Annotated in this window: 11 protein-coding genes, 1 tRNA gene and 2 pseudogenes; 5 read left to right on the forward strand and 9 right to left on the reverse strand. The window is 58.9% G+C overall.

The features are described from left to right. Window positions 1–208: 208 nt before the first annotated feature. Window positions 209–1,083: pseudogene (locus PCOSP_RS20520) on the forward strand (DUF1206 domain-containing protein). A 10-nt stretch (window positions 1,084–1,093) separates the two neighbouring features. Here PCOSP_RS20520 and PCOSP_RS20525 read toward each other — a convergent pair. Together PCOSP_RS20525 and PCOSP_RS20530 are read right to left on the reverse strand one after the other, a co-directional pair. Next, window positions 1,094–1,420, reverse strand: coding sequence for an AzlD domain-containing protein (locus PCOSP_RS20525; RefSeq protein ID WP_139649475.1), 327 nt, complete (start codon window positions 1,418–1,420; stop codon window positions 1,094–1,096). Then, the gene (locus PCOSP_RS20530; protein ID WP_139649473.1) at window positions 1,417–2,145 is read right to left on the reverse strand and encodes an AzlC family ABC transporter permease; all 729 of its coding nucleotides are present in this window, start codon (window positions 2,143–2,145) and stop codon (window positions 1,417–1,419) included. The genes PCOSP_RS20525 and PCOSP_RS20530 overlap by 4 nt, the downstream gene beginning before the upstream one ends. A 122-nt stretch (window positions 2,146–2,267) precedes the next feature. Here PCOSP_RS20530 and PCOSP_RS20535 point away from each other — a divergent pair, with 122 nt between their 5' ends. Next, a complete protein-coding gene (locus PCOSP_RS20535; protein WP_464709428.1) occupies window positions 2,268–3,224 on the forward strand; it encodes a LysR family transcriptional regulator in 957 nt (318 codons plus the stop codon). Window positions 3,225–3,448: 224 nt separating this feature from the next. Here PCOSP_RS20535 and PCOSP_RS20540 read toward each other — a convergent pair whose 3' ends face one another. From PCOSP_RS20540 to PCOSP_RS20555, 4 genes are all read right to left on the reverse strand, one after another. Continuing rightward, window positions 3,449–4,405 carry a 2-hydroxyacid dehydrogenase gene (locus tag PCOSP_RS20540; RefSeq protein WP_464709429.1) on the reverse strand — a complete coding sequence of 319 codons (957 nt, stop codon included), beginning with the start codon at window positions 4,403–4,405 and terminating at the stop codon, window positions 3,449–3,451. 82 nt (window positions 4,406–4,487) lie between these two features. Then, window positions 4,488–5,246, reverse strand: a complete 759-nt coding sequence (locus PCOSP_RS20545) for an SDR family oxidoreductase (protein WP_139649470.1) — start codon at window positions 5,244–5,246, stop codon at window positions 4,488–4,490. 40 nt (window positions 5,247–5,286) lie between these two features. Next, the gene (locus PCOSP_RS20550; RefSeq protein ID WP_175386322.1) at window positions 5,287–5,979 is read right to left on the reverse strand and encodes a fumarylacetoacetate hydrolase family protein; all 693 of its coding nucleotides are present in this window, start codon (window positions 5,977–5,979) and stop codon (window positions 5,287–5,289) included. Between the two features lie 92 nt (window positions 5,980–6,071). Then, entirely contained in the window at window positions 6,072–7,424 is a 1,353-nt protein-coding gene (locus PCOSP_RS20555) for an MFS transporter (RefSeq protein WP_464709430.1), read from the reverse strand. A 403-nt stretch (window positions 7,425–7,827) separates the two neighbouring features. Here PCOSP_RS20555 and PCOSP_RS20560 point away from each other — a divergent pair, with 403 nt between their 5' ends. Continuing rightward, window positions 7,828–8,760 carry a helix-turn-helix transcriptional regulator gene (locus PCOSP_RS20560; RefSeq protein WP_464709431.1) on the forward strand — a complete coding sequence of 311 codons (933 nt, stop codon included), beginning with the start codon at window positions 7,828–7,830 and terminating at the stop codon, window positions 8,758–8,760. Window positions 8,761–8,980: 220 nt separating this feature from the next. Here PCOSP_RS20560 and PCOSP_RS20565 read toward each other — a convergent pair whose 3' ends face one another. The 3 genes from PCOSP_RS20565 to PCOSP_RS20575 all read right to left on the reverse strand — a co-directional run bounded on the left by PCOSP_RS20565 (window position 8,981) and on the right by PCOSP_RS20575 (window position 10,200). Continuing rightward, the gene (locus tag PCOSP_RS20565; protein WP_047699184.1) at window positions 8,981–9,208 is read right to left on the reverse strand and encodes a hypothetical protein; all 228 of its coding nucleotides are present in this window, start codon (window positions 9,206–9,208) and stop codon (window positions 8,981–8,983) included. 244 nt (window positions 9,209–9,452) lie between these two features. Beyond that, a complete protein-coding gene (locus PCOSP_RS20570) occupies window positions 9,453–9,941 on the reverse strand; it encodes a DUF2059 domain-containing protein (RefSeq protein WP_464709432.1) in 489 nt (162 codons plus the stop codon). Window positions 9,942–10,110: 169 nt separating this feature from the next. After that, window positions 10,111–10,200, reverse strand: a tRNA-Ser gene (locus PCOSP_RS20575). 306 nt (window positions 10,201–10,506) lie between these two features. Here PCOSP_RS20575 and PCOSP_RS20580 point away from each other — a divergent pair. Together PCOSP_RS20580 and PCOSP_RS20585 are read left to right on the forward strand one after the other, a co-directional pair. Beyond that, a pseudogene (locus PCOSP_RS20580) lies at window positions 10,507–11,195 on the forward strand (crotonase/enoyl-CoA hydratase family protein). 252 nt (window positions 11,196–11,447) lie between these two features. Beyond that, window positions 11,448–12,170, forward strand: coding sequence for a 1-acylglycerol-3-phosphate O-acyltransferase (locus tag PCOSP_RS20585; protein ID WP_464709433.1), 723 nt, complete (start codon window positions 11,448–11,450; stop codon window positions 12,168–12,170). Window positions 12,171–12,208 lie beyond the last annotated feature (38 nt).

The following is a 12,208-nucleotide window of genomic DNA, read 5'->3' on the forward strand; positions in this document are numbered from 1 at the left end:
GGTGGAATGTCGCTGATCCTGGGTGCGGGGTTATTGGTGTTACGCCGATGACTGTCGAACTGTTTCATTGAAAGACGGCTGAACCTCCAGGCGCTGCAACGGACTTGCGCAGCCGCCCTCCCGTGCCGCCGCTACGCTGCCTTTCACTTCGATCGAACGCCTCCCACCTCGACAGGTCTTCTCCTTATCACGCTTCTGGAATCAGACCATGTCCGCACACAAGGGCCTTGTTGTACTCGCTCGGGGCGGTTACGCCGCCCGAGGCGTTATCTACTTGATCATCGGCATCTTCGCTTTGCTGGCGGCCCAGGATTCGAGCCGCCCCAAGGACAGCCACAAAAGCCTGGAGGCGCTGCTGAGCCAGCCATTCGGGCACGTATTGGTCGGTCTGGTGGTAGCGGGTCTGCTCGCCTTCGCCGGGTGGCGCATTCTGCAAGCGACGCAAGACGTGGACCATCATGGCAAAGACTTGAAAGGCCTGGTGATACGGGCAGGCCTGTTGGCCGGAGGTGCAGTCAACGGTGCGCTGGCCTTTTTTGCCTTGGGCCTGCTTATCAGCGGACTTAGGAGTTCCAGTGGTTCAGGCGGTGGACAGACCAAGGACCTGCTGGCCCATCTGCTGTCCTGGGAACACTCCAATATTTTGATCTACATGATGGCCCTGGTCCCGCTGGGCACAGGCCTCGCTCATATCTTCAAGGGCTGGAAGGCTTCGTTCGAGAAGTACTTCGAAGCGGACGAAGAGGTCATGCGTTATGTCCGTCCGGTGTCGCGATTCGGTCTGATCGCCCGTGGCGTGGTCTTCATCGAAATCGCCGTCCGGTGTCGCGATTCGGTCTGATCGCCCGTGGCGTGGTCTTCATCGAAATCGCCCTCCTGCTGGCGATCAGTGGTTCGAGCTACCAGGCGATGGATCCACCGGGAATGAGGGAGGCGCTCGACGCCCTTCAGAACCTGCCTGCCGGCAGTGTCGTTCTGATGTTGATGGCCCTGGGGTTGATCGCCTTCTCGGTCTACAGCTTTGCCGAAGCGTTCTGGCGCCGGATAAACATGGAAGTGCCCGGCGTTGCCGCTATCCGATAGCCCCGCGCAATCAAAGCCCGATGAACTTCACGCCCCACAACGCCAGCATCCCCACCACCAACGTCAGCAGCGTACTGCGCCAGCGCCAGGCCACCCACGCCGCCGCAATCGCTGCCGGTATCTGAGGGTTCTCCAACACCAATGCCCCTTGCCCGTTGGGATAGATCACCGCAGGCAGAACCAGGGCCGCCAAGACGCTCGCCGGCACGTACATCAAGGCCCGACGCATCAGGGGTGGAATCCGCCAGCGGCCATAGAGCTCGATGAAAGACAGTCGCATGGCGAAGGTTCCCAGACCCGCCGCGAGGAACAGGCCCCACAAGGATAGATCACTCATGATGGCTCTCCTTCGATGCCATCGGCGGTTGCACGGTTTGAAATGCTCTCAATCACCAACCCGGCCAGAACTCCGCCGATGGAGGCCGTGATCAACCCCAGGTTGTAGGGCAGCTTGACGGCCAGTACGGCAAGCAGTCCGCCGACCGCCGCGGCGCCCCAGCTTGCCCGACTCCGCAGTCCGGGAATGAGCAACGCCAGGAAGGAAAGTGGTATGGCAAAACTCAAGGACCAGGTGTCAGGGATGCTCGCGCCCAAGTACACCCCGGCCAGCACCGAGAGTTGCCAGGCCAGCCACATGCCCACCGCCGTACCGGCATAGTAATGATGGGCGAATGCTCCCAATTCACCCGATGAAAACTTCAAGCTGCACAGTGCATAGGCCTGGTCCGACAGCAGGTAAGCCATCGGCCAGGTCCAGCGACGGGGCAAGTGGTGCAGGTGCGGCGCCAGGGAAGCGCTGTACATGATGAAACGTAGATTGATGACCAAGGCCGTGGCCACGATCGCCACCGGCACGACGCCATTGTGCAACAACTGGAGTGCAACCATTTGGGCGGAGCCGGAATAGAACAGCAGCGTCATGCCCATGCTCATGCCGGGCGACAAGCCCATTTCAATGGCCATGACCCCCGTCACCAGCCCGAATGGGACGACACCCGGCGTCAATGGAAGGAGCGCACGAATACCTTGCATGAAAGCTTCTTTTCCACTTTGGCAGGGCATTTGTTTTCCTTGTTCGTTGTGCTCGCGCTAACGTTGCTCAGGGCACCGTGCGGTAGAGTGTAGGCATCGATGATCGCCGGGCTGAATCAACTTTTTTTCCGGCTAAACAGGTAGTTTTTGTTATGGCACGAAACGCCCCGCCTGATCAGGCGCTGATGAAAATGCCCTCGTTCAAGGCCATGAGATCCTTTGTCGCAGCAGCCAGGTATCGCAACTTTACCCGGGCGGCCGAGGCGTTATGCGTCACTCAGGCGGCGATCAGCCGCCAGATTCGCGATCTGGAAACGTACCTGGGCACAGAGTTGCTTATTCGCACGGGAAGAGAACTCAAGCTGACGCCGTCGGGAGCCGCGCTATTCGATGCCGCGCAGCTGTCGTTGCTCAACATTTTCCAGGCCACGGAAAGAATCCGCCGGAAAAAAAGCGAAAAACACATTCTCACCCTGTGCTGTACGCCCGCCATGTCGACCCTTTGGCTATCCCACAAGCTGAAGGACTTTTTCAGCGCCAATCCCGACATTGACTTGAACGTCATCACCACCCAGCACTTCCTGACCATGGAGCCCGGCATCAATCCGGATATCTTCATCGCCAAAAGCAGCGAGCACTACCCCGGCTACTTGCGTCAGGCGCTGTTTCACGAAGTTATCTATCCGGTGTGCACACCACGCTATCTGGAGACGCATCCTGAACTGCGCACATTGGAAGGCGTACGTAACAGTACCCTGCTGGACCTGAACCCTTATGGTCGTTCCCAACAGTCGGAACAGATCGACTGGAATGTATGGTTCGCCTATCAGTCCCAGGATTTGCAACTGCCCGTATCGGACAGCCCGCATTACTTCAGCAGCAACGACTACAGCCTCCTCCTGCAAATGACCCTGGATGATCAAGGCGTCGCGCTGGGCTGGGATCATCTGGTGAGGCATCTCGTGCAACAAGGTCGTCTGGTTAGGCCGGTCGCGGAAGAGTTGTCGCTCAGAGAATCGATCCAGTACCTAATGATCAATGAGGACAAGAAAGAGGATCCTGCTTGCGTGCGTCTGAAGGGGTGGTTGGTCGATCAATTTCAATCGTGAGGGTGGGACAGTAACCCCACACTTCTGAAACTGACCCATCGCTATCGCGAGCAGGCTCGCTCCCACATTGGATCTGGGGTGCGCGCGGCCTTTGCGTGGCCCCGCGCAAAAACTGTGGGAGCGAGCCTGCTCGCGATGGCGGCGACACAGCCAACATCGCCGCAAGCTGACACGCCGCTATCGCGAGCAGGCTCGCTCCCACAGAGAGCCAGGTCGCCAACGCCTCAACCGGTGACACAGCCCTGCGGCACTTTCCCGGCAAAACTGTCCACCAGGCTCGCCACCACCATTTCCCCCATTCGCGTGCGGGTCTGCCGGGTTGCGCTGGCGCGGTGGGGTTGCAGGACCACCTGCTCGTTGCCAAACAAGGCGTCGGGAACATTCGGTTCATCGACGAACACATCCAGCCCCGCCCCCGCAATGTCACCAGCGACCAGCGCCGCCACCAGATCGGCTTCGTTGACCAGCTTGCCCCGGGCCACGTTGATCAGGTAACCGCCCTTGCCCAGGGCACGCAGTACGTGAGCATCGATGATGGCTTCGGCCTGGTCGGCGGCGGCCGCCAGGATCAAGGCATCGCTGGCGCTGGCCAGTTGCTTGAGATCGGCGATGAAAGTGTGAGCCACATCGTTCATCGGCTGCAGGTCGGTGTAGCTGATCGTGCAACCGAACGCCGCCAGTCGTGTTGCCACGGCCCGGCCGACGCGCCCCATGCCGACGATGCCGACGCGCATGCCGGACACTTGACGGGCCAGCGGCAACGGCGCCAACGGCGTCGCGCTGTGGGGCCATTGGCCCGAACGCACGTAGCGATCGCCGGTGCACAGGCCACGGCACACGGCAATCAATAGGCCGACGGCCAGATCGGCAACGTCTTCGGTCAGTGCACCGATGGTGGCGGTCACGCGGATCCCGCGATCCCGGGCGTAGGCCAGGTCCACCGCATCGGTGCCCACACCGTTGACCGCCACCACTTCCAATTTAGGCAGCTGTGCCATGAGCGCCTGGCTGATGCCGGTATGTCCGCCGGTGATCACACCGCGAATGTGAGCGCCGTGTTCCTGCAGATAGGCCTGTTTGTCGGCCTGTTCAAAATAGCGCCTGACCGTAAACAACTCATTGAGCCGGGTGTTGATTTCAGGAATCAGGATCGGACTGAGTTGCAGGACTTCTGGTTTCATGTGGACCTCATGGAGCGAAAGAGTAGATCGATTCAAGCGTATTGCTGCCCGCTTACGGCGTAGCGAATGCCTGTGTTCAGGCTCAACCGCGACCGGCAAAAGGCATGGCCGTGGCCATGACGGTCATGTTCAGGACGTTGGCCGACAGCGGCAGGCCCGCGATGTAGCGCACCGCGTCGGCCACATGCTTGACGTCCACCATCGGCTCTACCGCGATGCTGCCGTTGGCCTGGCGCACCCCCTTGGTCATGCGCACCGACATCTCCGTCAGGGCATTGCCGATGTCGATCTGGCTGCAGGCGATGTTGAATTCCCGGCCGTCCAGGGCCAGGGACTTGGTCAGCCCCAACACCGCATGCTTGCTGGCGGTGTAGGCGCTGCTGAGCGGCCGCGGGGTATGGGCGGAGATCGAACCGTTATTGATGATGCGCCCGCCCTGCGGCTGTTGCCGGCGCATCAGCCCGAAGGCCCCACGGGCACACAGGAAAACCCCGTTGAGGTTGGTGTCGATCACGTTGCGCCATTGCTCGAACGTCAATTCATCCAACGGTACGGCCGGAGCGTTGACCCCGGCGTTGTTGAACACGACGTCCAAGCGTCCGAATGTCACGGTGATGGTTGCAAACAGCGCCTCGACGCTGGCCTGATCGCGCACATCGGTGGGCACCGCCAACGCTTTCCGCCCCTCGCTGGCGGCCAGCTCGACCAATGCCTGCAAAGGCTCGGGACGGCGTCCAGCCAATACCAAGGTGTACCCGTCTTCCATCAGGCCCAGGGCCACGGCGCGGCCGATGCCACTGCCGGCGCCGGTAACCAGGGCCACTTTCAATGGGTTGGACATACTGTCATTTCCTTTTCAAATCCATAGGACACTACCGCGCTCAAGGTCGCTGGCCGACCCGCATTTCCAGTTGGCCGATGCCGTCGATGCCGGCGCTGATGAGGTCGCCGGGGCGCAGCTCGTCGACGCCTGCCGGGCTGCCGGTCATGATCAGATCCCCAGCCCTGAGCGCCACCGATTGCGAGATTCGGCTGATCACTTCACTGACCGACCAGATCTGGCTGCCAAGGCTGTCGCGCTGACGCTCCTGGCCGTTCACGCTCAGCCACAAGTCACCCTCGGGATGCCCCGCCTTCGCGACCGGCACGATGGCGGTCATCGGCGCAGCACCGTCGAACACCTTGGCGCCCTCCCACGGCAAACCGTCGCGTTTGGCCTGGCGCTGGACATCACGGCGCGTCAGGTCAAGACCGGTGGCGTAGCCCCACACATAAGCCAACGCCTGGCTCTCGGGAATATTCGCGCCGCCCTCGCCAATGGCCACCACCAATTCGATTTCATGGACAAACTCTTCGGTCACCGACGGAAACGGTACTTCACCGACCGCATCCATCACGCAGCTGGCAGGCTTCATGAAGAACACCGGTGGCTGGCGGTTCTGCCCCTGGGCATCGGGCCATGGGTAATTGCGACCGACACAAAACACCCGGCCGACGGGAAAACGCTGTGGGGTGCCGACAACCGGCAGAGTCACTGGCAGGTCTGGAGTAAAGACATACTCGGTCATGTTCATCCTGGTAAAAATCCTTGTAGAAACGTCAGCGTACGGCGGCAGTCTTTGGCAAAGTTGGACAAAAACCGCCTCGTCTTGGAGAAAAACAGGTTTCAGGCTCGGGTCTTGAGTTCTATGCGATACAACCGCCCAAGCAGAAACGAGTAGGACAAGGTGCCCACCAGCGCCACGCCGCCGATGAACCAGAAGGCCAAGGCAAACGAACCGGTCTTGTGAACAATCGCACCGATCACGATCGGGGTGACAATACCGCCGATGTTGGCGGCCAGGCTGGTGATCCCACCGGTGAGCCCGATGAGCTCCTTGGGCGCGACCTCCGACACCGCAGCCCAGGAAGACGAAGCAATGCCCTGGGCGAAGAAGGCGATGGTCAGGATGGCAATGCAGATGACGTTCGAGTCGGTGAAATTCACCAGGACAATGGACATGCCCAGCATCGAACCCACCACCAGTGGCAACTTGCGGGCAAAGGACAGCGAATAGCCACGGCGAATCAGCAGGTCGGAAATAATCCCGGCGAGCAGAATACCCACCGTCGCCCCCACGAACGGCAGCACGGCGAAGATCCCGGCCTTGATCATGGTCAGTTGACGCTCTTCGATCAGGTACGTCGGGAACCAGGTGAGGAAGAAGTACAGCGCCGAAGTGCTGGCGAACTTGCCGATGCAGATCGCCCAGACCTGCCGATAGCTGAACAGCTCGGCGATCTGCCGCCAGTTGAAGCGGGTACGCTCCTGGCTGCTCTTGACCAGCCCTCCCCCGGCCTCGATGTACCTGAGCTCTTCCTTGCTGACTTTCTTGCAGTTCATCGGATCGCGGTACAGGTACAACCAGAGCACACCGAACACAATGCCCAATGCACCGGTGCTGTAGAACACATGCCGCCAGTCGTAGGTGGTTGCCAGCCAGAGCAGCGCACCGGTAAACAACGCCGTGCCCAGGTACTGGCCGCAGACGTAGATGCTGCTCGCCAGGCCCCGCTCCCGCGCCGGAAACCAGACCGTGACCGCCCGGCTATTGGCCGGAAACGCCGGCGCTTCCATCGCACCAACCGCCAGGCGCAGACCAAACAGCGAAGCGAATCCCGTGGCAAGCCCCTGGCAAACGGTGACTGTCGACCAACTGATCAAGGACACCCCGTAAGTGAACCGCGAACCGAAGCGATCAGCGATGAATCCGGCGGGCACCAATGCGATGGCATAGGTCCAGGCAAAGGCGGAGAAGACCAGGCCCATTTCGATCTTGTCCAGGCCCAGATCCTTGGCCAGGAATGGGGCCGCAATCGAGATGTTCACCCGATCGATGTAGTTGATGATCGTCGCAATCAACAGCAACGACAGCATGAACCAACGCCGGCGGGACGGCCGCCGGGCAGGCACGGCGGCGTCCAGGGCGCTGGCCGCCAGTGGCGGCGCGGTGGTCTGGGAGGTGTGGGAATTCGACATGGGTGACCCTTCATTATTGTTAGACGAATCGAAGTACTTGCCAGCAGCACACCTTGATTGGCCTTGGTAGCCAGGGGCTGCATGGCCGCCAATGTGGTCGTACAACCATGTGAAATCAATTGAAGCGTTAGATCGTTTTTTTCCAGGAAAACGGCGATTGATGAGGCTGTCCAAAAAAATCGGCGCTGAAAAATGTGCGAAAATTTTCTAAAAATTTATGTAACTTTCTGTTTTAAAAGAAAAATATATATAACCGACGCTTATCGTGTCTTGGACAAGCCCCGTCCTCCTTTGAGCCGATAAATTCCATGCAGACCCGATGTCATCGTATGACCTGTTGAAATGCAGCGGATGACACCCCCACAATCACAACGACCAAACCGCTGTCGAGGATCACCTGGAGATGTCATCACCGAGCCAAGTCCCCACCTATTTCATGCAGCAACGCTGCGAATTGACGGACTTCTACATCCGCGACAAGAAGGGCCGGCGCGCCGAAACCAGCCCCCATCGCCACGAGTACTTCCAGATCCAGATCAACCTCGGCGGCGACACCATGCAGCACATCGGTCATGTCGAGCGTCCGTTCCCGCGAAACACCCTGGCGTTCATCCTGCCCCATCGCGTGCATGTGATTCCGCACCCGGCGGACAGCAATTTCATGGTGATCAACTTTTCCCAGACCTTCCTGCTGCCCCATCTGCAGTGCGACCCGATGGATCTGGAAGAAGTCTCGATTCTGCTGGCACCCGAGTTATCGCCATTCCGTTTCCAGGAGCACCTGGATTTCATTCTGGGCCAAGAGGATTTCGCCAAAGTCTGCGGACTGATCGAGCAGATGCGTGTCCTGGACAGGAACCGCCAGTTCGGCACCCGAGAGGTCCTCAAGGGGTTGTTGCTGCAACTGATCGGCAGCGTCTGCGCCTTATATGCCGAGCCGCTCAAGCAGTTGGCCGAAGAGAACGCAGCCGAAATCAGCCGACGCGATGCATTGGGCAGGATGTCCGAATACCTGCGCAGGAATATTGCCGACCCCGACCTCAACCTGATCAAGGTAGCCGCTGCAACCTACCTGTCGCCGACCTACCTGACCCACTGGCTGCGCAAGGAAATCGGCAAGACATTCACCGAGCTGGTGCTCGAGCGCAGGATGCACGCGGCGCGCAACTACCTGCTCAATGGCACCCGCCCGGTGGGCGAAGTGGCGAGGCTGTGCGGGTTCGCCGACGAAGCTTATTTTTCACGACGTTTCCGCCAGATCCATGGGCTGCCGCCCGGACAGTTCAGACGCACGCAACTGGATCCGGACCGGCCGCAGTTGGCGTTGAATACGTGACCCTACCGAGGGCATCGGTTCAACCCATGGCCTGCTACTGGTGGGTAACGAGCCAATTGAGCACTTCATCCCAAAGTGGTTCTGCCGATGGCCGGCACTCTACCGCACGGCCTACAGCCAGGCCGAAGCGCAAAGCCTGGGAGCCCGCCAAGTCATTGTGAAAACGGCTCGTTATTCAACGAGCCGTTTTCACAAGAGTGCCGGACGCCCCTAATATGCATCAGCGCAGAATCAACACCGCCGCCACCGCTATCACCAGCACCACGCCGAATACCATGCGTGCAATCCACGGCGCTGTCAGCCAGACCCCAGTCACTCCGGCAATCTGCCCGACGTTTTTCTCCGTCAGGCGAAAACTCGGCTCGCGAAAGGGGTTGCCGCATTGAGGGCAAGCGTATGCCTTGTCGGAAATACGGGAAGAGCATTCTGGACAATCGATCAGGCTCATTGCGCTACCTCAGGTGGGTTGAACTTCGGCCACTCAACAGACCATTCATCAGTTCTTTTGTTCTGTACCCGGCTTAGTTGTTGGGAGTAAGCCTCATCTGCGTCATGGGCAGCCAAGCCACTTAGCACTGAATAAGTGAAGACCATAGCCGACCCCAGGCAACGCAGCGGTCAATCCGTAATTGAAACTGTCATGGCCCCACGAACCGAAACCCATCACGGCGATTCGAATTGCGCTTGGCAACCTATTGCTGAGCGTATTTGGACAAGGTCGCCTCAAGCGCGTCCGAAACGAGTGCAACCAGGATCGGCTGGGCATGGGCTTGCATGTAGCGACCGATTCCAACCTGCCGTTCTTTCACTTGCGACGCGTATATTGAAGCGCGGCCTTGCGCGACGAGCGACGACAACTCTTCTTCGGAGAAGGACTTCTCATAGGCCACGGCAAGGCTCTCATCCCATTTGGGCTGGTATTGCGGCAGCAGTGCATTGATCTCGTCGGATACCGCACTATTCGCACTGGCATTCCCAAGCTTATCGGCGATCGTCGCGTAGGTTGACGTGCTCTTCGCCGTCAGCAGTGCAAGGGAGGAGAGCTTCTTGCCCAGCCCGGTTTGGGCAACGAGTGTACGAGCCTCGTTAAGCGAAGCTGCATCAGCTTGGACGGTGGTTGAGCAGGCGATGCACAGTGTCAGTACGACAACTGCTAATGAAATCCTTTTCATTTTTTCCATTTCCAATCGGATAGCAATAGGTCCTAGGGTAGTTTCATCCTCAAAGCTATGCCAGAGGCGCTGTTCGAGACCTGAAACAGATGGGTCCCATATCGCCCTTTTTCAGACACCAAAAACCACAACCCCCCGACTTTCTCTAGGAAAATCAGGGGTTTGTGTTTGCAGAATGTGGCGGTGAAGGAGAGATTCGAACTCTCGATACAGTTTCCTGTATACACACTTTCCAGGCGTGCTCCTTAAGCCACTCGGACACTTCACCGTGTCTCGGCAAACTGTTCAGTCTGTCGAGGCGCGCTAATGTAGTCGAAAGCCTTTCCGATGGCAAAGGTTTTTTTCAGAATTTTCATGCGGTTAAGGTGTTCCGGCATTTCAAACGCGACGGAACAGGGCAAACCGGCCAATCTCCGGGTTGGCATGTATACCGCTCCACGGATACAGACACGGCCGACTGGGCGGGACAGACGGTTATTACGGCTCGGAGCTGACCGGTGAGTCAGTCATGACGCTTTACCTGATCCGCGACGGTGGGTAACGTTTGAGCCACTTCTCTTACAAGGAATGCGTCATGAGCGACCTGATTGCCTACCATCTCGAAGACGGTATCGCGACCCTGACCTTGAACAACGGCAAGGTCAATGCCATCTCACCGGACGTCATTGCCGCGTTCAACGCTGCACTGGATCAGGCGACGGAAGATCGGGCAGTCGTGATCATCACCGGGCAACCGGGGATCTTGTCGGGGGTTATGATTTGAAGGTGATGACGGCCGGCCCCAAGGAAGCGGTAGGCCTGGTCACCGCCGGCTCGACCCTGGCCCGTCGCCTGTTGTCACACCCCTTCCCCGTCGTTGTCGCTTGCCCTGGCCACGCCGTGGCGAAAGGTGCATTCCTGCTGCTTTCGGCAGACTACCGCATCGGTGTGGACGGGCCGTTCAGCATTGGCCTGAACGAAGTGCAGATCGGCATGACCATGCATCACGCCGGTATCGAGCTGGCCCGTGATCGCTTGCGCAAATCCGCGTTTCATCGCTCGGTCATCAATGGCGAGATGTTCAACCCGCAGAGCGCCGTGGACGCTGGCTTCCTCGATAAAGTGGTGGCGGCCCAGGAACTGCGGGATGCGGCGCTGGAAGCGGCGCGTCAGTTGCAGAAAATCAACATGAAGGCGCACAAGAACACCAAGTTGAAAGTGCGCAAGGCACTGCTGGAAACCCTGGACACTGCGATCCTGCTGGACCAGGAATACCAGGGTTAATCCCTGTTTATCCTTGTGGGAGCAAGCCTGCTCGCGATAGCGGTACATCAGCAGCATTTGTCTATTGGATGTACCCCTGCCATCGCGAGCAGGCTCGCTCCCACAAAAAACCGAGGCCACTCTAGCCTGCGGTTTTTCCTCCGTTGAAAACATGCCCTCGAACATCGCCCGTCTCCTTCCTCCTAGGGGCAATTGCCGAAACCAGTGCACACTCGTACACTTAACCACCTTTTTGTCCCGGTGGGTCTGTGGATGTTGTTCGTATTGCGTATGTCGCTGATGGGTCTGCATTTTCTTGTAGCGGGTGTGTTGGGTGTGATCCTGGGTCTGTGCCGTCCCTTCAACCCGGACAACAGCCGTTTATGCGCAAGGTTGTATGCGTGGCCCGCCATGTGGATTATGGGTTTACGGGTCAAGGCCGACGTCGAGACGTTGGTAGGTAAATCCCAGAGTTGCGTGATCATCGCCAACCACCAATCCAACTATGACCTGTTCGTGTTTGGCAACGTGGTGCCCCACCGCACTGTGTGCATCGGCAAAAAGAGCCTGAAGTGGGTACCACTGTTCGGACAGTTGTTTTGGCTGGCGGGAAACGTGTTGATAGACCGTGGCAACGCGATCAAGGCGCGCCGCGCCATGCAGACCACGACCCACACGCTGCAGCATGAACAGACGTCCATCTGGGTCTTCCCGGAGGGCACCCGCAATCTAGGCGGGGATTTGCTGCCGTTCAAGAAAGGCGCCTTTCAGATGGCGATCGCCGCCGGGGTGCCGATTGTGCCGGTATGCGTCAGCCGCTACATCAAGCACATGCACCTCAATCGCTGGCACAGCGGTGACATTCTCATACGCTCACTGCCGGCAATTCCTACGCAAGGGTTGTCCCTGGATGACATGCCCCGGCTTATCGCCCAATGCCGTGAGCAGATGCACCAATGCATCGCGGAGATGGAGCGGCAATTGCTGGTTCGTTGAGCCCAGCCTCGCACTGAAATGGTTTTCTTCTACTGGAG

It is taken from the genome of Pseudomonas sp. MAFF 730105, assembly GCF_055380705.1.

Excerpts from the sequence above, each read along its gene's own strand:
- PCOSP_RS20525 (WP_139649475.1), bottom strand. The coding sequence starts at position 1,420 with ATGAGTGATCTATCCTTGTGGGGCCTGTTCCTCGCGGCGGGTCTGGGA.
- PCOSP_RS20530 (WP_139649473.1), bottom strand. The coding sequence starts at position 2,145 with ATGCCCTGCCAAAGTGGAAAAGAAGCTTTCATGCAAGGTATTCGTGCG.
- PCOSP_RS20535 (WP_464709428.1), top strand. The coding sequence starts at position 2,268 with ATGGCACGAAACGCCCCGCCTGATCAGGCGCTGATGAAAATGCCCTCG.
- PCOSP_RS20540 (WP_464709429.1), bottom strand. The coding sequence starts at position 4,405 with ATGAAACCAGAAGTCCTGCAACTCAGTCCGATCCTGATTCCTGAAATC.
- PCOSP_RS20545 (WP_139649470.1), bottom strand. The coding sequence starts at position 5,246 with ATGTCCAACCCATTGAAAGTGGCCCTGGTTACCGGCGCCGGCAGTGGC.
- PCOSP_RS20550 (WP_175386322.1), bottom strand. The coding sequence starts at position 5,979 with ATGAACATGACCGAGTATGTCTTTACTCCAGACCTGCCAGTGACTCTG.
- PCOSP_RS20555 (WP_464709430.1), bottom strand. The coding sequence starts at position 7,424 with ATGTCGAATTCCCACACCTCCCAGACCACCGCGCCGCCACTGGCGGCC.
- PCOSP_RS20560 (WP_464709431.1), top strand. The coding sequence starts at position 7,828 with ATGTCATCACCGAGCCAAGTCCCCACCTATTTCATGCAGCAACGCTGC.
- PCOSP_RS20565 (WP_047699184.1), bottom strand. The coding sequence starts at position 9,208 with ATGAGCCTGATCGATTGTCCAGAATGCTCTTCCCGTATTTCCGACAAG.
- PCOSP_RS20570 (WP_464709432.1), bottom strand. The coding sequence starts at position 9,941 with ATGGAAAAAATGAAAAGGATTTCATTAGCAGTTGTCGTACTGACACTG.
- PCOSP_RS20585 (WP_464709433.1), top strand. The coding sequence starts at position 11,448 with ATGTTGTTCGTATTGCGTATGTCGCTGATGGGTCTGCATTTTCTTGTA.